Source organism: Prevotella melaninogenica ATCC 25845 (assembly GCF_000144405.1).
In the GTDB taxonomy this organism is placed as follows: Bacteria; Bacteroidota; Bacteroidia; order Bacteroidales; family Bacteroidaceae; genus Prevotella; species Prevotella melaninogenica.
Genome location: NC_014371.1, coordinates 650,473 through 671,370, shown reverse-complemented (window position 1 = coordinate 671,370; position 20,898 = coordinate 650,473). Strand labels below are relative to the sequence as shown.

General features: G+C 39.9%; 15 protein-coding genes. 10 read left to right on the top strand and 5 right to left on the bottom strand.

Annotated elements, in window-relative coordinates:
- Positions 1-30: 30 nt before the first annotated feature.
- From HMPREF0659_RS09695 to HMPREF0659_RS09685, 3 genes are all read left to right on the top strand, one after another.
- Positions 31-951: an ABC transporter substrate-binding protein gene (locus HMPREF0659_RS09695; RefSeq protein ID WP_013265514.1), complete on the top strand. Its 921-nt coding sequence runs from the start codon at positions 31-33 to the stop codon at positions 949-951.
- A gap of 34 nt (positions 952-985) precedes the next feature.
- On the top strand, positions 986-3,160 hold the full coding sequence (locus HMPREF0659_RS09690) for a tetratricopeptide repeat protein (RefSeq protein WP_013265379.1): 2,175 nt from the start codon (positions 986-988) through the stop codon (positions 3,158-3,160).
- A gap of 99 nt (positions 3,161-3,259) precedes the next feature.
- A complete protein-coding gene (locus tag HMPREF0659_RS09685) occupies positions 3,260-3,874 on the top strand; it encodes a DNA alkylation repair protein (protein ID WP_013265687.1) in 615 nt (204 codons plus the stop codon).
- Between the two features lie 427 nt (positions 3,875-4,301).
- On the opposite strand, the gene HMPREF0659_RS09680 is transcribed toward HMPREF0659_RS09685, so the two are convergent.
- The 5 genes from HMPREF0659_RS09680 to HMPREF0659_RS09660 form a co-directional block, all read right to left on the bottom strand.
- Positions 4,302-4,487, bottom strand: coding sequence for a hypothetical protein (locus HMPREF0659_RS09680; RefSeq protein ID WP_013265598.1), 186 nt, complete (start codon positions 4,485-4,487; stop codon positions 4,302-4,304).
- 461 nt (positions 4,488-4,948) lie between these two features.
- A complete protein-coding gene (locus tag HMPREF0659_RS09675) occupies positions 4,949-5,761 on the bottom strand; it encodes a hypothetical protein (protein WP_013265455.1) in 813 nt (270 codons plus the stop codon).
- 153 nt (positions 5,762-5,914) lie between these two features.
- Positions 5,915-6,895: a CapA family protein gene (locus HMPREF0659_RS09670; RefSeq protein WP_013265070.1), complete on the bottom strand. Its 981-nt coding sequence runs from the start codon at positions 6,893-6,895 to the stop codon at positions 5,915-5,917.
- Positions 6,861-9,374: a DUF3160 domain-containing protein gene (locus HMPREF0659_RS09665; RefSeq protein WP_013265656.1), complete on the bottom strand. Its 2,514-nt coding sequence runs from the start codon at positions 9,372-9,374 to the stop codon at positions 6,861-6,863. The genes HMPREF0659_RS09670 and HMPREF0659_RS09665 overlap by 35 nt, the downstream gene beginning before the upstream one ends.
- 32 nt (positions 9,375-9,406) lie before the next feature.
- The gene (locus HMPREF0659_RS09660; protein ID WP_013265757.1) at positions 9,407-9,943 is read right to left on the bottom strand and encodes an FG-GAP repeat protein; all 537 of its coding nucleotides are present in this window, start codon (positions 9,941-9,943) and stop codon (positions 9,407-9,409) included.
- A 1,118-nt stretch (positions 9,944-11,061) separates the two neighbouring features.
- On the opposite strand from HMPREF0659_RS09660, the gene HMPREF0659_RS09655 reads away from it, so the two are divergent.
- The 7 genes from HMPREF0659_RS09655 to fabD all read left to right on the top strand — a co-directional run bounded on the left by HMPREF0659_RS09655 (position 11,062) and on the right by fabD (position 20,820).
- Positions 11,062-12,690 carry a nucleotidyltransferase family protein gene (locus HMPREF0659_RS09655; protein ID WP_013265248.1) on the top strand — a complete coding sequence of 543 codons (1,629 nt, stop codon included), beginning with the start codon at positions 11,062-11,064 and terminating at the stop codon, positions 12,688-12,690.
- A 52-nt stretch (positions 12,691-12,742) separates the two neighbouring features.
- Entirely contained in the window at positions 12,743-13,786 is a 1,044-nt protein-coding gene (locus HMPREF0659_RS09650; protein ID WP_013265085.1) for a CDP-alcohol phosphatidyltransferase family protein, read from the top strand.
- 121 nt (positions 13,787-13,907) lie between these two features.
- A complete protein-coding gene (locus HMPREF0659_RS09645; protein ID WP_013265593.1) occupies positions 13,908-14,702 on the top strand; it encodes an HAD family hydrolase in 795 nt (264 codons plus the stop codon).
- A gap of 29 nt (positions 14,703-14,731) precedes the next feature.
- Positions 14,732-16,039, top strand: a complete 1,308-nt coding sequence (locus HMPREF0659_RS09640; protein WP_013265423.1) for an inositol-3-phosphate synthase — start codon at positions 14,732-14,734, stop codon at positions 16,037-16,039.
- A 190-nt stretch (positions 16,040-16,229) separates the two neighbouring features.
- On the top strand, positions 16,230-18,977 hold the full coding sequence (locus HMPREF0659_RS09635) for a DUF5686 family protein (protein WP_394330200.1): 2,748 nt from the start codon (positions 16,230-16,232) through the stop codon (positions 18,975-18,977).
- A gap of 32 nt (positions 18,978-19,009) precedes the next feature.
- The gene (crcB, locus tag HMPREF0659_RS09630) at positions 19,010-19,393 is read left to right on the top strand and encodes a fluoride efflux transporter CrcB (protein WP_013265394.1); all 384 of its coding nucleotides are present in this window, start codon (positions 19,010-19,012) and stop codon (positions 19,391-19,393) included.
- Between the two features lie 542 nt (positions 19,394-19,935).
- The gene (gene fabD / locus HMPREF0659_RS09625; RefSeq protein WP_013265637.1) at positions 19,936-20,820 is read left to right on the top strand and encodes an ACP S-malonyltransferase; all 885 of its coding nucleotides are present in this window, start codon (positions 19,936-19,938) and stop codon (positions 20,818-20,820) included.
- Positions 20,821-20,898 lie beyond the last annotated feature (78 nt).

The following is a 20,898-nucleotide window of genomic DNA, read 5'->3' as shown; positions in this document are numbered from 1 at the left end:
TACAAAATTTATTCTTAATTTTGCAACTATATGAAACGTATTAATTACCTGCTCATACTGGCTGTGCTTACCTTTGTCAGCTGCGGTAAGAGCGACAAGGAGCTGCAAGCTGAACGTCAGGCACAGAAGTTGGCTGAGCGTGAAGCTTATCAGAAAGCTTATAAAATAGCTGTGATGCCTACGATGGATTGCCTTCCGGCGTATCTATTGAAGGATAGCTTGTTATACGATACAGCGAAGGTTGATATTAGACTTTGTAGGTTTAATGCACAGATGGATTGTGATACGGCTATGATTGGGGGAAGTGTACAAGCTGCTTTTAGTGATCTTGTCCGTACAGAAAGACTGAAACATAGAAACAAGGTGCTGATGCACTATCTGACAGATACGAATCTTAATTGGCAACTGATTGCTGACAAGGATTCGAAGTTGAAGCAACTCTCTGACCTAAGTGATAAGATTGTTGCTATGACTCGTTTCTCTGGAACTGACCTTCTGACGGATATGGCGGTGAAGAAGGCTAAGCCTAAGTATCAAGTCTTTCGTGTACAGGTTAATGATGTACTGGTGAGACTTGCCATGTTGCAGAACCATGAGATTGATGCTTACTGGTTTGCTGAACCACAGATAACAAAGGCTTTATCAGCAGATAATAATTCCCTTTTTAATTCGGAAGATGCTGGTGTACGCCTTGGTGTGGTGGCTATAATGGATAAAGTGCGTCGTCAAGATGAAGAAGCAGCCTTTGCAGCGGCTTATGATAAGGCTGTAGAGCAAATCAATAAGAATGGTGTGAAGTATTATTCTGCTTTGATTCAGAAGTATATGAAGGTTGATGAATCTGTTGTACGTGCATTACCTGATATAAAATATACGAAGATTGGACCACCACGTAAGGCAGACTTGCTCATGGCACGCAACTTTCTTAGCAGTGGTAAGGTTAGTAAGTAAGAACTGAATAGTAATCATATAAAGGAGTAGGGAAGTGAATGTAGAGGAGATTCTTAGCAAGGCTATAAACTGTTTAATGGACAGAAGGTTGAGTAATGCCATTGAGGTATTAGAGCAACTTTATGTTCAGCGTCCATCACTTATGGGACACAGTGAGTTTGAAGCTATCAAATCTGATTATCAGTTGATGGTAGACTATATGGGAAGGGGTTTCTCAGATAGTCATCGTGAATCACTCTATAGCACATTGTTGCAGCGACTTTACCGTGTTGCTGCCGACCTTGAGATTAGCTGGCGATGCAAGAATGTTAGTGCATACGTTAACTCTTTTAGGGTAATTGACCACCTGAATACCAGCCATGACTTCGTTCGTACAGTGTTAGAATCATTTGTTTCAGACATCGCTATGCTCTCACTTCAACCAGAAGAAACAAGAGAACAGAAGAGTACTGAGTTATATGATCGTCACCAATCGTTTATGAATCGTCTTTTTAGTGCCTTATGGACATCGTGTCAATGGACTGATGATGATTGTAAATTCTATACAGAGTTGCTCCTTTCTCCTACTGTTATGTCAACTGATCAGCAGGTTATTGTAAGTGCAATTAGCCTTGGCGCAATGAATCAGTTTGATATTAATAAGTTCAAAACACTTGTCAATGTATATCAGCAGGCTACAGACGAGCATGTAAGACAGCGTGCATTGGTGGGCTGGGTGTTAGCAGTCTTCGAAGGAATGGACATCTTCCCAGAGCAGGATGCGTTGATACGTGAGCTCTGTGAGAACCCTACTATCACTCGTGAATTACTGACTTTACAGATTCAGTTCTTCTATAGTAAGGATGCTGAGAAGGATAATGACAAGATTCAACGTGATATTATGCCTGATATCATGCGCAACTCTAATCTGACAATCGGGCGTCTTGGCATTATGGAAAAGGAAGAAGATGCGATAGAGAGTATCCTCCACCAAGATGCTGATGAGAAGCGCATGGAGCAGATGGAAGAGAAGGTACGCAAGATGATGGATATGCAGAAGCAAGGTTCTGATATCTATTTTGGCGGTTTCAGTCAGATGAAGCGATTCCCTTTCTTCAATGATATGGTGAATTGGTTTACTCCTTTCTACTTGAATCACCCTGCTTTACGCCCTGTGATAAGTAAATTAGGCGACACAAAGTTCTTAAATACTCTCATGGAAAGAAGTAATTTCTGTGAGTCGGATAGATACTCTTTTGCTTTTGCTTTAGAACAAATCATCAATCAGTTACCATCTGATATTAAGGAGGTAATAGGTTCTGATGCAATGTTAGGACCGTTGGCAGAAAGTGATGATGTGGAAGATGCTATTAGTATTCGTCGTACCTACTTACAAGACCTTTACCGTTTCTTCCGTCTTTATCATACAGCTAATGACTTTATTAATCCATTTGAGGATAATGGTAAGGGTGACTTTGTTGCTGATACCTTCTTCTTTACGTATAAATCCTTCATGGGCACAGGACTCGATGATGTCAAGTTGCGCTTGGCTTCACACTTGTATAAGCATCAGCAGATGACGGAACTTGCAGAACTTCTGACTACTTTCCAAAGTGCAGACCCACGATATGCCATCTTAATGGGTTATACAAATATCAATATGGGTAAGGCTGAGTTTGCTTATCAGTTCTTTGATTATGCGTTGAAGACTGAGCCTGATAATCAGTGGGCGCTGAAAGGAAAGGCAAGAGCAGCACTTGACGCAGAGGATTATAAAACTGCAGAAGAGGTGTATACTGAGTTGCTGAAATTAGAACCAGGTCATAAGAATTACACAATGAATCGTTGTGTTGCTCTTTTGAAGTTAGGTAGGACAAGCGAGGTGCGTGAAGAGTTATTCCGTCTTGACTATCAATATCCGGAAGACATGAATGTGAAGCGTGTTCTTGCATGGGCAATGCTGTCGGATAATAGTCTTGATAAGGCTTCACTGTTGTATGACACGCTGTTAACATCAACTCCAGCGCATGAGGATTATCTGAATGCAGGCTATTGTCGGTGGGCTATGGGCAATGTTCAACGTGCTGTTGAGCTATTCCGAGAATGGATAGTAAAGAGTGGAAAGAGTAGGGAGCAATTATTAGAAGAGTTCCGTAGTGATGCTGACACATTGGAGATGTACGGTATTTCTGAAACTGACTGCTTCTTAATGTTGAGTTTAGTTGGTTAATATCAACTATCAATAGGTGTTCAAATACTTAATAATTAAACTGTTGTGGTATAGAAAAACCATAATAGAATTTATCAATTTATATAGATTAATAGGATAATGAATGAACAGATACACGAGAAACTGAAAGAGATTAAACAGTCTTTCCGCCTCTTGATGAATGGAGTTGCATCGCACTCTATGCGTCAAAAGGGTGTTACGTATAAGATAAACTGGGGAGTACCAATCCCTGATTTGCAGAAGATGGCAGCTGAATATGGTAAGGATTATGAGCTCGCTATAGAACTATGGAAAGAGGATATTCGTGAGTGTCAGGTACTGGCTACGCTTATTATGCCAGCTGAGAAAATGGATGAAGACCTTGTGGAAGTATGGATGGAACGCCTTCGCACACAGGAAATGGCTGAGTTATTGGCTTTTAATCTTCTTCAGTATCTTGACTTCGCACCAGCTTTGGCATACAAGTGGATAGCTTCTGATCGTGATATGTATCAGCTTTGTGGCTACCAGTTGCTTGCTCGTTTGTTTGCTCGTGGTATGGAACCTAATGAGCGAGGGATTAATGAGTTCCTTGATCAGGCACACACAACGTTAGCAGGTGAGAGCCTACCATTGAGACATGCTGCATATAATTGTGTTCTAAGTTTCTGCGAATTAGGAGAAGACTTCGATACTATAGCACAGAAAGCGCTTGCTGATCTTAATATCCTTTAGTATAAAGTGATAGTAGAAAAACTACTCTTTTATCAACAAGCTAAAGTAAGGATGTCTTCTTTTTAAGGCTTCATAATGTTTTGTTAGAAGAACTATTACAGTCTTTTTTCCTATACTCTACCAACGTATAGCTACTTTTCAAATGGCATATTGCTGCTTAGCACATGTGGTGCGGATGCTTAACACCATATGTGCGCATGCTTAGCACGACATGTGCGGATGGATGACACCAATGATATTGAGGGCAAAATACGATAGAATAGGGTGTAGAATTGAGAGAAGATAATCATTAGATAAGAGTAATATTACCCATAGAAAAAGCCGATACACCATTTGGTGCATCGGCTTTTCTTTTTTATTTGTCTGCTGTTAATCGATTTCAACAGCTTACGATTTAATTTCTGGTCTTTTGGTTACTTGATAATTACTAATCAAGATTAATCTTCTTTGAAACAATCAATGCCTCTGCAATTACTGCTGCAACGATAGTAACAATACCAAATGTCAACATAATGTTATCCTTTCTTCTTTTGTGCGGAACCCCTTTGGTTCTGCGGTTATTACTTATTTTTCTTTGCGAATTCGGTGCAAAGGTAGGAAAGATATTTGACATAGCCAACTTTTTTTGTCTTGTTTGCAATATAACACGTGGATGCTTGATGTAAGTCAATAGTATTGACTATGGTCAAAAAGTAACTAAAAAGATTTCAAAAAAGTTCGTATAAATTTGTTATGATTACTTAGAAAACGTATCTTTGCATACGATTAAGTATTTAAGATAACATACATTTATGGATAGGCTCATTATTAAGAACCAAGAGTTTGACAGCAGTATGGATGCTCGTTTCCTCGAGATTCAGAATGCTCGTCGTCAGGCTTTGGCTCAGAAGGCTAAAAAGCACTAAAACAAACACATCGCGTTAGTAGCTATTCGTTGCTCGGTAATGCGAATTAGGTAAGAAAATGTGTACAAGATTAATCTTAGAAAACAAGAAAAGACCCAATCATCATCAAATGATTGGGTCTTTTCTTATAGTGATTTAGTTAATCACTTACTATTTTTATTATGCTTGTTTAGAAGTCGACATCCTCTCCAACCTCATCGGCTTGCATTTCCAAATCCTCTGGGTTGGTGTCGAATGTGGTACGATAGCTTTCTTCAGTGAGTTTGTCCTCATCGAAATCCTCATCGTCCTCATCGTCTGTACCTCTATCTTCTTCAGGCATCATTTCGTCTTCATCATCCAAATCCTTCAAGTTTTCTTCTTCTCCAATCTCATCAAATGATGAAAGTTTAGTAGTAGGTACGTTTGAAATTGGCTTTTCCTTAGCAAAGATAGCTTCTGTCCATGAGCCCTTTGAAATCTCAAGAACTTCGAAGCCATCAGCGACTTTCTTCTCATAAAGACCACCTGGTTTCTTCAGACGAGCGGTCGGAAGCGTAGTTGTACTTATATCAAATCCACTTAAGATAATATCCTGTACGCTCTGTGGAAGGCTCTCCCAACCACCGCCAAAGTTACGCTCAAGAACCTCAATTAGCTTCTGAGCTGATATATGATGGATATTTTCCCAAGTTAAATCAGTAATACGTTGGATTGATTTTTTCTTTAAAGCCCATTTTACAGTGGTACCCTCATCAAGTCTAACTTGACCAACTTGGCAGCCACGTTCTTCGTATTTCTTGATAACTTCAGGCTTATCAACCTTAACTTCTTCTATGGTAAAGGCACTTTTGATTACATCAATATAATGACGCTCATTATCCCTTAAATCGGCGTCACGTTCTGCTTGTGCCCAAAGGCGGAAGACATCGTTTTCCTGAATGTCCCACACATTGCTTTTTGTTAGATTCTTTAACGATAGTGCTTGTCCTTGTCGCTTCATATTGTGTTTACTTTTTCATTTTGCTTTATGGTATAGCTTTGTTCAAAGCCATACCCTCAGACCTGCTGCAAAAGTATATACTTAAACGTAAACTTCCAAACTTTTTCGCTGAAAAGTTATCCAAAAGTGAGAAATAAGCACAATTTGAAAACGCTATTTACTAAGGTAGGGTGTGCAGTTCTTGATTTCTATAGGTAAAGCCTTTGCTTTACACTTCTCTGCAGTGATGCTTAACTCCACAAGACAAGCCCGTGAATTCATTGGTTTTCTTTGGTCAAAGATAAAGTTTCCAATGCCATAATAGATTGGTTTTCCTCGATATGTCTCTATTGTTTGGAGTGTATGACTATGGTGACCAACAATAGCATCAGCCCCTGCATCTATTAGATTGTGTGCATCTTCACGCTGCTGTGGAGTGGCTCTGAAGTGGTGTTCCCATCCCCAATGTAGTATAAGGAGAATATAACAATTCTTATCTGTGGCTCGTAAGCGTTTAACTCGCATGATAAGACTATCTATACTCTCCTGACTAACACAAGGTTTTTGAGGAAGATAGAGGAAGTTTTCTAAGGGTAAACGTAGGGATGAAACTACCCAAACATGGCGTGGATTTGTAGAAATGAGTACTGGTTCTGCTGCTTCCTCCATATTCTTACCAGCCCCGATAGGTATCATTCCTGCTTTTTTAATCTGTTCTTGTGTGTCTAAAAGTCCTCTTCTTCCTTGGTCAATACTATGATTATTGGCTAAGTTGAGGTGCGTTATGCCATGACGACGTAGTGTAGGCAACCATTCGGGTTCGCCTCTAAAGATGAAACGTTTGAACACTCGTTCTCTTATTTTGGTCACTGGACACTCTAAGTTGGCAATTACATAGTTGGAAGATTGGAACAACGAGTCGATACCAGATGAAAAAAGAGCATCAACTCCTGCCACGTCAATCTTCTGTCTTACCCCCCTGTCAAGTAGGAGGTCACCTGTAATAATGATACGTAAGGTGTCGTCTACCTCTTTAGAAGTAGACTTCTTTTTGTCTATATCATTAACTCCTATCCCGCTGAAAGATAGTAGGATAGGAGTTAGCAAGCATATTGTAACTTTAACAACCCGAGCTATAGAATGTCTCTTCATCATCAGCACTCATTCCTTTTACTGGAGCTATGATTTCTTTCATCCATGATGGCGTTCCACCTGTTGGTGACTTCTTTAATTCCTCTTGCCATTCTTCGTCCGTCATGCGTGGGTCTGACATCAATCTTGTAAACTCACGGTAAGAGAAGACGGAGCCACGTGTAAGGTAAAGGGAGCCGTCTATCTCAACTACTACGTATATTTCGTAAGCAGGACCAACTCCTTCATATAGCACACACTTATCATCTATGGCAACATTCTCGCCTCCAGCAGTGAAAACATCAGCAACAACTGCGACCTTCTTGTCGGTACTCACCACATCAGACCATCCCTGCAACATCTGATTGTCCTCGCTGACAAGCTCCAAAGAGATGTTCTCTACGGTCGAACCAATAATCTCAATCTGGTTGTATTCCTCGTCAGTTATCTTTCCACTATTCAGTTCTTTTATACTGATGTCACGGCAGAATTCAGCCATTTCCTTTATTCGTTCATATACAGCCTTTGCCTTTTCAGTCTGTAAATTGTAAGTTGTGAGGACTTTATCCATTTTTGTTACAAGTGCAATAGCTTTCTCCCAGAACTTCACGTTAGGCTCAACATAACCCTTTACGACAGGTGGTTCTGGACCTCCAGAGCCACACTCTGCCACCATAGGCTGCTTTGCATAGAGGATAGCATCATGCTTTAATTCAGCCCAAGAAGCAAGTGCTGTGTTCAAATTCTTCTTCTGCCACTGTGGTGTCTGCATGAAATAAGGAAGCGACTGTGCGGTGTCACCTAATGACTGGAGCGTGTACATCCATTGATTTGCTACACAAGCCTCCCAAGGAGTATTAGCAACTTTCTTACGAGCAGTGGTTAATGCCTTTGGAAAATCCTTCCATTTCTGTGCTTCTTTCAGCTCGTCCATGAGAATACGTTCGGCACCTGGCAATCCCATGACAGCCATCCAGTCGAGTCCCTTTGGACATGGGCGGAGAGAGATAGGGCTATCTTGATCCGTAGTAGCTATCAATGCCTCTGCATCAGGTTGATAACGCTGTGGCATAATATCTACAACATATTTGGTTCCATGTGTTTTCTTCAACTCGATACGTGTCTGTTTCTTTGCTATTGCTTCAATGTTTGCTGTCAGTTTACCCATGTCTTTATTTGAAGATAATAGCTTTTCTATAGGTAAGTTCATCTTCTTAACAAGTTCTGCAACCTGTATGAGGGTAACATTATCAGGTGTTCCCATAAGATAAGTGATTGGTTCACTTACCTTGTCGTATATGGTTTTAAGTTTTGGTTGTTGGTTGAAGATATTGGCAATAAGTGCAATCTGCTTCATCTTAGCAGGTTTGTCCGTACCAAAATGGGCTGTTTGCAACCACATCATACCACGGAAGTAACGACTACAAACCTTAGAACGGGTATAGTGACCACGTGGACGGAAGAGCGAATAAGCAAACATTCCTGTCTGAGAGTCATATTCAAGCATCTCAGAATATTCATTTTCAGCCTCGAAAGACTTAGTGATTTCTTCCATTACCATCTTCTTGTATGCTTCTGGGGCATTCAGTGTAGCTATTGATTTTGGTGCTTTATCATGACTAAAGAGCCAAGATGCAACTGCAAACCATGCCTGACCATATTCCGCTGCAGCCTTTATTTCTGCATTTTGACTGCTTGTAAGTGTCTTCATCTCTGCTCCCATTTTGGAAGAAAAGACAATCATCAGTGAGTCTAAGTGCTTTTCCTCCACATCGCGCAATACACAATCAAAATAGAGATGGAACAGTTGTAGGTAGAGGTCAGTGGTTACGAAGCTTGGAAAATCAGCATAGTCGTTCTTCTCATATACGTGGAAAAGCTGATTATGTTCGGCAGGAACGATAGCAAAACCATTCTGTCCCAACATGCTATATAGCTTTGGGTCAAACTCTTTCAGCTGGAACGGGTTGATAAGATTCTTCATATTCACCACGTCCTTACTGTTCGCTGGTTTAAAGTTCAGCTTTCGTAATTCAGCTTCTCGTGCACGGATGCGCTCTGTAAAGGCAAGTTGTTCTTTCGTATAACGTGGTGAGAACTTCTTACCAGTGGTCTCTTCTTTTTCAGAGACATCCCAAAGTGCATCGTTATACCATGTTGTTGTATTATATAATGCACGTAAGGTTGCATCTTTGAAAGGGTATCCCTGCCTTGCAGCAAAGGCGTTTCTGATTGCACGTAGCTCTACAAGATTGAGTTTAGAGATGTCCATCTGCGTATCAATCTTACCCTTCAATTTTTCAATATTGACTTTTCCAGCACCAGGAAGAATAAGAGGAGTCTTCTTCTCTTGGGTACGTTCAATATATGCATCACCTGTGTTGCCATCAGTCTTTTTACTTTGTGCCCACGCAGTAGGTGAGACTAACAAGATTAGTAATGCAATAGCTACAGTTCTAAATGCGTTCTTTTGCATTCGCTTGTAATAGGGATTGTGTTTCATCTTGTTTGGGTTTAAATTGTTATATTTTAGTTTTATTCGTTCGAAGTAAATCGTTTTAGGGCTTCTTCGTGGCTAACCGCTTCAGTTAAAAAGCGTACGAAGGCGAGCCCAAAGTCGTCCCAAACATAGTCTGCGACAACATATTTATCATCGGTGGTTGCTTGCAATGTACGTACGTATGGTTCAATAAAACGAAAATCGCATAGTATTCCACCCATTCGCGACCCCATCCACATGGGGCGTATTTTACCATTTATTTGCTTAAAGATGAAGAGGCGGCGTGCAGGTTGTGGGTAGAAGCGAGTCGGTTTGATAACCCCAACGATTGCTTCGTCCTTTCCGTCTCCATTAATATCGCCTGTTACGAGTTGATAAACAGGGTAGGGAAGCCGCCATTTCGCAATAGCTGTTCTGCTTGTTTTATTCTTCTCTGGTCTTGTCTTTGCTATTTTGCTTTCTGTTTTAGAGCATAAGCAAAGCCATGAAAGCGAATCGCTGACACGCTCCAACTCAAAGGTCAAGGGCTGTTGTGCCATAGTTCTTCCTACAATGAGGAAAAAGAGCAACATACAACTTATTCGCTTGTATTTATCTTTAACCATAAGTGGTTGCAAATATAGGCACTTTAACGGATAAAACAAAATATTGCAAATAAAAAATCCTGATTTCACCGACGTGAAATCAGGACTGGCTGAATGTCTTCGAAATCCCAACATGAGATAGAGTGGGACCTATGACAATTTTGTTATCCTTCACCTTAAAAAACTAACCTATGTATTTCGTGCTCTTATTTGCGTGAATTATCCTTGCGTGGTTAACGCAACTAAGTAGCTATATGTTTCTTTTGATGTCCTTAGTAAAATAGTTTTTATAACCTCTTTTCATCACATACAAGTCAAATTAAATCTCAACTTGGCTTGTGAATATCTATAGAGGATTTGTTTCTTTTAGTCTTAAACAATCTGTGTTATGTTGTTGTTATCATCCTCTAATTCTATATATGCAAAGATAGAATATAATATTCAATCAAGCAAATTTTTTGTTTAGATTGTTCGCGCTTTAACATTAAATTAACAAAAATGACCTCTAAACGCATTGTTTTTGTTTAGGTTTCTACCATTTTTTATATTCTTTATGTCTAAAACGCTATTTCCTCTATTTTTATTCCAGCATGTTATTTTTACTTTAAGAATTTATTGCTATTCTATTTTTTAGTCGAGTGTTAACTTAGATATTGTTGTTTAGAATCCAATTTGTTATTATTTTGTCATGATTTTTCATTCCCTTTATAAGTAAGATATGCTCTTTTGGCTTCAAGAAGACGCCTAATAGGCTTGCAAAAGGTGCCCTTTTGGAGTCTAAGTAACGCCCTTTTGAAGTCCAATTAAGCGCCTTTTAGTTTGCGGTTTTGTAACAGTCTGATAGTCTTTGGTTTACAACAGTCTTACAAACAGTATATTTTGACAGGTTTTAAAGCCTTTCAGCCCTTTGTTTTTGTAATAAAATTTCTTGTAACTAATTGTTGTTTAATATGGGTTTCTTTATCAGCTTTACTTATCAGTTTTGTATTATAACTATTGAGGTAGGGTAGGTAAAGAGCCTGAAAACTTCTTTTGGTTTATCTTTTAGTAGAAAAACGTTACAGAGAAAGGGGCTTATCTCCTTAGAATTATGTATCTTTGCAGGGATGAAATTCGCAATTATTGCAGCTGGCGACGGTTCACGACTGGCTCAAGAAGGTGTCACCGAACCCAAACCATTGGTGAAGGTAAGGGGAGAACGGCTCATAGACAGATTAATAAGGATTTTCATGGGGAATAATGCCACGGAGATTGTTGTTATCTGTAATGAGCAGATGTCTGATGTGGCAAGCCATCTGAAGATGATACAAGACAAAGGATTGAATGGATTGCCAGTCCCTCTGCGATTTGTTGTAAAATCAACTCCGAGCTCAATGCATAGTTTTTATGAGTTGCGCAATTTCCTTCGTGATGACCCTTTTATCCTAACAACAGTCGATACAATCTTTGACGAGAGTGAGTTTCATGATTATGTTTTATCCTTTCAAGATAAGATAGCACAGGGGACAGACGCTTTGATGGGTGTTACAGACTATATTGATGATGAAAAACCACTTTATGTAGGTGTTGACAATGTCATGCGTATAAGTGGTTATTATGATACACCTCAAGCCGATTCTCACTTTATTTCTGCAGGTATATATGGTTTGACAGTTCCCTCGCTTAATATTCTTGAAGCTTGTATAGAGAAAGGTGAGAGTCGGATGCGTAATTTTCAGCGTGCATTGGTTGCAGCTGGCTTGCGAATAGAAGCTTATCCGCTGACAAAGGTGTTTGATATTGATCATATAGATGATATAAGAAAGGCTGATGAAGGAGTAAATAACTTATCTTCTTGTTGTAAGGGAAAAACCTTGTTGATACAACGTGCAGCCTGCTATTCACCTAATTCTGAGGAGAAAGACTTAGCAATCTTGCAAGAGGTTGGTTGCTTCTTTGACGATGCTAAGATAATTAGTGAAGGTGAATTCGTTGAAAACTTTAGTACTGATAATCAGTTAATTTCAGCTGAATCGGTAGGCGCTGTAAATGTGTATTACCAAATTATTTCTATGGCTCGCAGTCCAAAAGCATTAGATTGTCTTGAGCAGTTGGAGCAGAGTGGCATACGAGTTCTTAACCCATCGGTTGGAGTTCGGGCCTGTCAAAGGAGTAATGTAGATAAGGTGATGCGTGAAAACTATCTCCCATTGCCACCTGATAAGGGTGATGATGGGTATTGGGTAAAGCGCGCTGATACTACCGCTCAAAGCAAAGAAGACGTCTGTTTCTGTCATGATTGGTCAGAAGTCGAAAAGATAAAATCAACCTTTATGCAGCGTGGTATCACAGATGTTGTGACGCAAGCACACGTAAAAGGTGACGTTGTGAAGTTTTATGGTGTTGAAGGTACTGGCTTTTTCCGTTATTATTATTCAGGTGATGATATTGAAACAAAGTTTGGTGATGAAGAAAGGAATGGTAAACCACAGTATTATTTATTTTCATCTTCTAACTTGCAAGCTGATGCGGAGAAGTTAGCTTGTTTATTACAGACGCCTATTTATGGTGGTGATGCGATAGTAAGGGAAGACGGCAGTTATGTTATCATTGATTTTAATGACTTCCCCAGTTTCTCAAGATGTAGGAAAGACGCTGCTAAGGCAATCTTTGAACGAATGAAATCGGCGGTTGAGTCTTCTCTTAAATCTTCCTTTAATGAGAGGTGTATGGATGATGTAGATAGTTGTAGTTAATTGATAATCAATTATTATTCAACTTAAATCACCTGTAAATAATCAGAAAATAATGATAAAAGAACAACAAAATAACAGAGTATCTGCTCAGCAAAAAGGAGACAATTCTCATTCAACCATACAGAGTTCTTCTCCCTATTTGGGCGAAGGGCAAGAAAGTAAGATGGGATTTCTCAGTCTACTTCGTGCCTCTTTCAAGTCTATGGACACGGAAGAATGGCTTGATATTTATTTTACTCGTCCCATAGGTTTGGCATTTGCCCTGTTCTGGCATCGCTTGGGTGTTACACCTAATACTATCACCATCCTTTCTATCTTCCTTGGAATTGGTGCGGGTGTAATGTTTTTCTTTACCGATACCTTGCATAATATCATCGGAATTGTCCTCTTGATGTTGGCAAACTTTTGTGATTCAACAGACGGACAGCTGGCAAGGCTTACTCGTCAACAGTCTATGAAGGGTCGCTGTTTAGATGGATTTGCAGGTGATGTGTGGTTTTTCTCAATCTATCTTGCTATTGTCTTACGAATCTGGTATCAGCCAATACCCGGCACATCAGAGGTGTGGGGCTTATGGGGATTAGCCTTGGCAGCCATTGCAAGTTTGTTATGTCACTCCCCACAAAGTTCATTGAGCGACTATTATCGACAGATTCATCTTTATTTCTTGAAAGGTAAAGAAGGGTCAGAACTTGACTCGTACGAACGTGAACATGCTATTGTTGAAAGCTTGAAAGGAAAGAAGGGAGTCTTTTGGGACCGTGCTTTTCATAGTAATTATCAACGTTATTGTAAGAGTCAGGAGCGTAGAACTCCTGCTTTTCAGAAGTTTCATGCGGCATTGATAGAGAAGTACGGAAGTATAGATAAGGTACCACAGGAACTCAAAGACCGCTTTTTGGTAGGTAGTAGACCGCTGATGCCGTTTACAAACTTCCTATCGTTTAATAGTCGTGCTATCCTTATCTACGTCACTTGCTTGATGAATTGTCCGTGGATATACTTTGTGTTTGAGGTTAGTTTATATAATTTTCTGTACATCTATATGCACAAACGGCACGAAGATTTATGTAAAAGTCTCATGCCAAAGGAGTAAATAATATGTTTCTTAGACTATAATTAGGGTTGAATATATGTTGAAGAAATACTTTTAATGCTTATCTTTTAGTGTTGAATAACAGTCTATTATAATCTATTATAGCTTAAACCATTTTAGAATGAACAAAGAGTTAAACGATATATCATTAAGAACAAAGAGAACACACGCTACTCAATGTGATGAGGAGGGAGGGTTAACTCTCCTCTTTGACTTTGGTGGTACGCTTGATACAGCAGGTTGTCACTGGGGAAAGTTCCTTTGGTATGCATACAAAAGAAACGGAATTCCAGTGACAGAAGAGCAGTTTCGTGAAGCCTATGTACATGCAGAACGTACCTTAGGAAAGCAGCCTATTATACAGTCACACGACACATTTCTTTCGATGTTAACGTCTAAATTGAAATTAGAGTTTGAGTACTTGGTAGACTGTGGCTGGTTAGTGGCAGATAAAGTTGAGGCTGAACGGATGCAAAGAATTCTGTTGAATGATATTTATGACAAGGTAAAAGCCAATATAGCAGAGAGTAGAAAAGTGCTGTCGGACTTAAAGAAGCATTATAGAATAGGCTTGGTAACAAACTTCTATGGCAACATGTCGGTTGTGCTTGAGGAGTTTGGCTTATCTTCTTATTTTGAAACCATAACGGAAAGTGCTGTTGTTGGTGTTCGAAAACCTGATTCACAGATATTTAATATAGCTGTGAAATCTATGGAAGTGAGACCTGAAAACGTTGTTGTGATTGGCGATAGCTATACCAAAGACATACTTCCTGCACATGAACTTGGTTGTCATACCGTATGGTTAAAAGGCGAAGGGTGGACGTCTGAAGAGCCAACAACGTGTGTAGCAGATTATAATATTAATAATTTAGTTGAACTACAACCTATATTAAGACAATATACGCCACTATAATGCGTTAATAAAATATTGCAGTAATAATCATGAAGCAAACAAATGTAAAGCCTGCAGAAGGCAGATTAGGAATAATGGTCGTTGGTTGCGGCGCTGTTGCTACGACCTTTATGACTGGAGTGTTAATGACACGCAAGGGTCTTACGAAGCCCATTGGCTCAATGACTCAATATGATAAGATTCGTGTTGGGCGCGGAGCAGATAAGAAATATCTTCATTACAAAGATATTGTACCATTGGCAAACTTAAATGATATCGTCTTTGGTACATGGGATGTGTACCCTCAGAATGCTTATCAGGCTGCAGTATATGCTGAAGTGTTGAAGGCAAAGGATATCGAACCAGTACGCGAAGAACTGATGGCTATCAAGCCTTTGAAGGCAGCTTTCGACCGAAACTATGCTAAGCGACTTGATGGATACAATGTTAAAGACTGCAAGACACGCTGGGATATGGTGCTGGAATTGCAGAAAGATATTCAGAACTTTAAGAAAGAGCATGGCTGCGAGCGTGTAGTTGTCATCTGGGCAGCTTCTACCGAGATTTATGTACCATACGACGAGGCATATCATAAGACGCTTGAGCAATTGGAATCAGCTATGAAGTCGGATGACAGAGAGCATATTGCTCCGTCTATGTGTTATGCTTATGCGGCTTTGACGGAAGGTTGTCCGTTTATCATGGGTGCCCCTAATACAACGGTTGACATACCTGCTATGTGGGAATTGGCTGAGAAGACACGTATGCCTATTGCTGGTAAGGACTTTAAGACTGGTCAGACATTGGTTAAGTCGGGCTTTGCTCCTATCATTAAGACACGTAACCTTGGTCTTGCTGGTTGGTTCTCAACGAACATCTTGGGTAATCGTGATGGCTTAGTTCTTGATGAACCAGCTAACTTCCATACAAAGGAAGTAAGTAAGTTGTCGACACTTGAGACCATTTGTAGAGCAGATGAGCAGCCCGATCTTTATGGTAATATCTATCACAAAGTGCGTATCAACTATTATCCACCTCGTAATGATGATAAGGAAGGATGGGATAATATAGATATCTTTGGTTGGATGGGTTACCCAATGCAGATAAAGATTAATTTCCTTTGTCGTGATTCCATCCTTGCTGCACCATTGCTTCTTGACCTTACGTTGCTCTCTGATCTTGCTGCAAGGGCTGGTCGTTATGGTATTCAGCGTTTCTTGAGTATCTTCCTCAAGAGTCCAATGCACGATTTCACTCGTGGTGAGGAAGCTGTCAATAATCTCTTTGAACAGTATACAATGCTGAAGAATGCCATTCGAGAAATGGGTGGATATGAAGCTGATGAGGAGATTGATTAGTCATCTCCTCAATTAACAGAGAAGTCCTCCAAGCCCTTTTATGGGATAGGAGGACGCTTGAATGCAAAATGACGATAGTAAGTTGTCTTGCATGATTCTAAAACTAAAGTAATATATGAATAGATTAATGAGTCTAAATATGCGTAATCATACATCCTCTGTCTTTGATAAGACAAGAGGAGGACGGCGAATGATAAGGTTGAGAGTGATAGTTGCTCTCCTCTTTGTGTTTGTATCATTTTCAGCACATGCATATACATTTAAGTCTTTGTACTTTAATTCAAAGCCTTATGTTATGCACATTGATTCATTGTTGGTGGGTAAAGACTCTTCGTTTGTAGGTAAAGATTCCTTGTTGACAGCAGCTGATTCGATGGGAATAGCAACTGATTCGTTGCTGCAAATGATGGATTCATTAGCTAAGATAGCCGCTAAACCAGCTGTGATAGATAGTACGCTACTTCAATGTTATGTGGTTGATTGGCAAACAGGAGATAGTATTCCTTATGCGAATGCAGTCTATCGGAATTTAAAGTTAGGTGCTTCGAGTGATGCGAATGGTCATTTCTCTATTGCAAGAAAAGTAGGAGAACAACTTACAATCACTGCTGTTGGCTATAAATCACGTAATATTAAGATTACTGCACATACTTCAAGAGAATTGAAAGTGACGCTTATCGCAGACTCTAAGCAGTTGCAGGGTATTGTTGTGAAGGCTAAACGTCGTCATAAATATTCGCGTAAGGATAACCCAGCAGTAGAGTTGATGAGGCGAGTTATTGCTGCGAAGAAGCAAACTCACTTGGAAAACCATGATTATTATCAGTATGATAAGTATCAGAAGGTGACTATTGCTATTAATAACCTTACACCTGATGAACTTGAAGGCTCTATGTTTAAGAAAGCTCCTTGGCTTCTTGACCAAGTAGAAACTTGTCCTTATAATAACAAACTCATTCTTCCAATCTCTGTAGATGAAACGCTTACGCAGCATCTTTACCGTAAGAACCCACGCGATGAAAAGGATATCGTGTTAGGACAGTCTACTAAAGGTATTTCAAAACTTATACAAACAGGTGAGGCTTTGAATACGATTGTGAAGGATCTCTTTAAGGATATCAATCTTTATGATGACCAAATAGACCTTCTTCAGAAGCGTTTCCCTTCTCCAATAGGCTCTACAGCGATTTCGTTCTATCATTTTTATATCGACGATACGGTCTATGTCAATCAGGAACAGTGTATTCGTTTGCAGTTTATGCCAGCCAACCAGCAGGACTTTGGATTCCGTGGAGAGTTGTATGTGTTGAATGATAGTTCGCTTCATGTGAAGAAGTGTGATATGCAGTTGCCTGCTAATACAGGTGTTAACTTTGTTGATGCAATGAAGTTTCAGCAGGAATTCACGAAGTTAAGTAATGGAGAGTGGGCTTTAACGACTGATAATATGATTGCCGAGTTGAAGCTGACAGACCTCTTGCAACGTGCTATTGTCATTCGCACGACTGGTATGACAAACTATGCTTTTGCCCCTATTGATGATAAACAATTTAAGGGTAAGGCAAAGACAATATACGATACCTATGCTAAGATGCGCGATAATGATTTCTGGGCAGCACATAGAACAACGCAACTGACGAAGAGTGAGGCTGGAATGGACTCATTTATCAAGCGTATGGCAAGCACAAAGCATTTCAAATGGGTGATGTTTGCGTCTAAGGCTTTGATAGAGAACTTCATTGAAACAGGTTCAGAAGACAAGCCAAGTAAGTTTGATATTGGTCCTGTCAATACTTTTATCTCAAAGAACTTTGTTGATGGCATTCGTTTACGTGCCTCTGCCCGTACTACAGCTAAGTTTAATCCTCATTGGTTCTTTGAGGGTTACTATGCTTATGGTACACGGTCGCATCGTAATTATTATGATGCAAAGGTAACATACTCGTTTAATAAGCCCGAGTATCAGCCTATTGAGTTCCCTATCCGTACCATATCTTTCGAATCAACAAGTGATGTTGAGTCTCCATCAGACAAGTACTTGAAGCATAATAAGGATAATATCTTCATGACATTCCGACCAGTAAAGGTTGAGCAGATGTATTTTGTAAATCGTCAGAAGATTAACTTTAAATGGGAGACGGACTATGGTTTGGCTACAAACTTTGAGATTCGTACAGAGAGTAACAGACCTACAGGAAAGCTTGTATATGAGAAGATGGATGGTACGCTGGTTGACAAAATACGTGTGAGTGAGGTTCTTCTTGGACTTAATTACCGTCCTGGACAGACTTATGTCAACTCTAAGCAAAAGCGTATGACTGTAAATCTCGATGCGCCAGAGTTCAACGTTACGCATACAATGGGTATTAAGCATTTCTTGGGTAGTGACTTTAATACTAATCTTACGGAGGTTTCTATCTATAAACGTTTCTGGTTAGGAAGCTGGGGCCACATTGATACGCGTGTACAAGGTGGTGCACAATGGAATAAGGTACCATTCCAATTCCTTATCACCCCTCCTGTGAATACTTCTTATTTTGAGCATCAAGGAACATTCAACCTTATGAAAGGACTTGAATTTCTTAACGACCGATATGCACAGTTTAATCTTGCATGGGACTTAGAAGGTAAGATTTTCAACCGTATTCCACTCATTAAGAAGTTGAAGTGGCGTGAGTATATTGCCTTTAAAGGAATGTGGGGACATTTGACAGATAAGAACAACCCATATTTACCACAGAATGCTAATGATACGGAATTGTATAAGTTCCCTGTCGATACACGTGTTATGACACGCGACCCTTACATGGAGTTTGTTGTTGGAGTACATAATATCTTCAAGTTTTTGGAGGTAGATTATGTTCGTCGACTAACTTATACACATGCTCCGGGTATCTCAAAGAATGGTATTCGATTTGGTTTTAATCTGGTTTTCTAAGCCTTATAGACAAAAATAACTGTTCGTTCAGTATGATAAAGGATGTTCTTTTAGTAGGTATTGGAAGTTTTGTTGGCGGCAGTCTTCGAATGGTTATCTCGAAGTATATACAACTTGCAGTAGCAGGTTCATTCCCTTTGGGAACAATGGTCGTCAACGTGCTTGGCTGTTTCCTTATAGGTATCTTCTCTTCATTATCTAATGATCATGGCGGAGTCAGTCCTGCTGTTCGCCTTATGCTCACTACTGGTTTCTGTGGAGGTTTTACAACCTTCTCTACTTTCATGAATGAGCATGCAACGTTATTAAAGGGAGGGGATGGTTTTATTATTTCTTCCCTTTATATCATTGCCTCCCTTGCATTAGGCTTTATTGCTTTATTAGCTGGTCGCCAACTTGTTATGTCTTTTCAATAATGTAATTATATTGCTCATTTAGCCCATTTGGGTGTAAAGGTAATGGTTACTATATGAATAAGTAGGTGTTATACCCTTTCGATAATACAACTCTTTTCTTTCGTTTTGGGTATGTATGGTAAGCTATCTACCAACAACACGAATGGTGTTTGACGTTCGCACCACACGTGCTAAGCCTTCGCACGGATGGTGCGGATGACTTTCTGAACTTGTAACATCCCTTATAAGAACAGGTAAAGACAAGACTTATATGGTTTTAAAGGGGTAAGTAATGTTTGTCTTAGGGGATGTCGATGGCATTGGAAATGCTGACAAAGTGAATGTTCTTTGGCAATTTATAACCCCAAAGTATTCTTATACAAACCTAATGTATACAATCTTATAGGTGCAAAATACATAGTTGAAATAACAAGAAATTATTTCTACAAGGTTAGAGTGATGCAAAGCACATCGTGTTTTTTACTTAGTTTCTTTTCTATCTCCTTTCTTTTCTGTATCTTTGCACTCTGTAGAATATTAATAATTAAACAATTCAATAGTATATGAAAGCATTTGTATTCCCTGGACAGGGATCTCAGTTTGTTGGTATGGGTAAGGACCTCTATGACAACAACCCATTAGCAAAGGAACTTTTCGATAAGGCTGACGAGATTCTTGGCTTCAAGATAACCGAGATTATGTTTGCTGGTACAGACGAGCAGTTGAAGGAAACTAAGGTTACTCAGCCTGCAGTATTCCTCCATAGCGTTATTTCAGCTCTTTGCTTAGGCGATGAGTTCAAGCCAGATATGGTAGCAGGTCACTCTTTGGGTGAGTTCTCAGCACTCGTTGCTGCTGGTGCATTGAGCTTTGAAGATGGTTTGAAACTCGTTGCAGCTCGTGCTAATGCTATGCAGAAGGCTTGTGAGCAGAATCCGGGTACTATGGCAGCAATCATCGGTTTGGCTGATGAGAAGGTTGAGGAAATCTGTGCATCTGTTTCAAAAGAAGGTAAGGTATGTGTTGCAGCTAACTTCAACTGCCCTGGTCAGTTGGTAATCTCTGGTTCAATAGAGGGTATCAATGAGGCTTGCGAGTTGATGAAGGCGGCTGGTGCTAAGCGTGCATTGCCTTTGAAGGTGGGTGGTGCTTTCCACTCTCCATTGATGCAGCCAGCTAAGGACGAGTTGCAGGCTGCTATTGAGGCAACTACCTTCAATGCACCAAAGTGCCCTGTTTATCAGAATGTGGACGCATTGCCACACACTGATCCAGCTGAGATTCAGAAGAATCTCATTGCTCAGCTTACATCAAGCGTACGTTGGACAAAGAGCGCACAGAATATGATTGCCGATGGTGCTACAGAGTTCGTTGAGTGCGGACCTGGTGCTGCTTTGCAGGGTATGCTCGGTCGTATCGACAAGACTGTTAATGCACACGGTGTATAAGGCTTACCTTATTATTAAGTGACTGATTCCCTCTTCCGTCCTCTTTCTCAAAAGTGAGGGGACGAAGGAGGGACTTTC

What these genes read in the sequence shown, in the direction of transcription:
- HMPREF0659_RS09695 (WP_013265514.1), top strand. Translation starts at nt 31, where the DNA reads ATGAAACGTATTAATTACCTGCTCATACTGGCTGTGCTTACCTTTGTC.
- HMPREF0659_RS09685 (WP_013265687.1), top strand. Translation starts at nt 3,260, where the DNA reads ATGAATGAACAGATACACGAGAAACTGAAAGAGATTAAACAGTCTTTC.
- HMPREF0659_RS09680 (WP_013265598.1), bottom strand. Translation starts at nt 4,487, where the DNA reads ATGTCAAATATCTTTCCTACCTTTGCACCGAATTCGCAAAGAAAAATA.
- HMPREF0659_RS09675 (WP_013265455.1), bottom strand. Translation starts at nt 5,761, where the DNA reads ATGAAGCGACAAGGACAAGCACTATCGTTAAAGAATCTAACAAAAAGC.
- HMPREF0659_RS09670 (WP_013265070.1), bottom strand. Translation starts at nt 6,895, where the DNA reads ATGATGAAGAGACATTCTATAGCTCGGGTTGTTAAAGTTACAATATGC.
- HMPREF0659_RS09665 (WP_013265656.1), bottom strand. Translation starts at nt 9,374, where the DNA reads ATGAAACACAATCCCTATTACAAGCGAATGCAAAAGAACGCATTTAGA.
- HMPREF0659_RS09660 (WP_013265757.1), bottom strand. Translation starts at nt 9,943, where the DNA reads ATGTTGCTCTTTTTCCTCATTGTAGGAAGAACTATGGCACAACAGCCC.
- HMPREF0659_RS09655 (WP_013265248.1), top strand. Translation starts at nt 11,062, where the DNA reads ATGAAATTCGCAATTATTGCAGCTGGCGACGGTTCACGACTGGCTCAA.
- HMPREF0659_RS09650 (WP_013265085.1), top strand. Translation starts at nt 12,743, where the DNA reads ATGATAAAAGAACAACAAAATAACAGAGTATCTGCTCAGCAAAAAGGA.
- HMPREF0659_RS09645 (WP_013265593.1), top strand. Translation starts at nt 13,908, where the DNA reads ATGAACAAAGAGTTAAACGATATATCATTAAGAACAAAGAGAACACAC.
- HMPREF0659_RS09640 (WP_013265423.1), top strand. Translation starts at nt 14,732, where the DNA reads ATGAAGCAAACAAATGTAAAGCCTGCAGAAGGCAGATTAGGAATAATG.
- HMPREF0659_RS09635 (WP_394330200.1), top strand. Translation starts at nt 16,230, where the DNA reads ATGATAAGGTTGAGAGTGATAGTTGCTCTCCTCTTTGTGTTTGTATCA.
- crcB (WP_013265394.1), top strand. Translation starts at nt 19,010, where the DNA reads ATGATAAAGGATGTTCTTTTAGTAGGTATTGGAAGTTTTGTTGGCGGC.
- fabD (WP_013265637.1), top strand. Translation starts at nt 19,936, where the DNA reads ATGAAAGCATTTGTATTCCCTGGACAGGGATCTCAGTTTGTTGGTATG.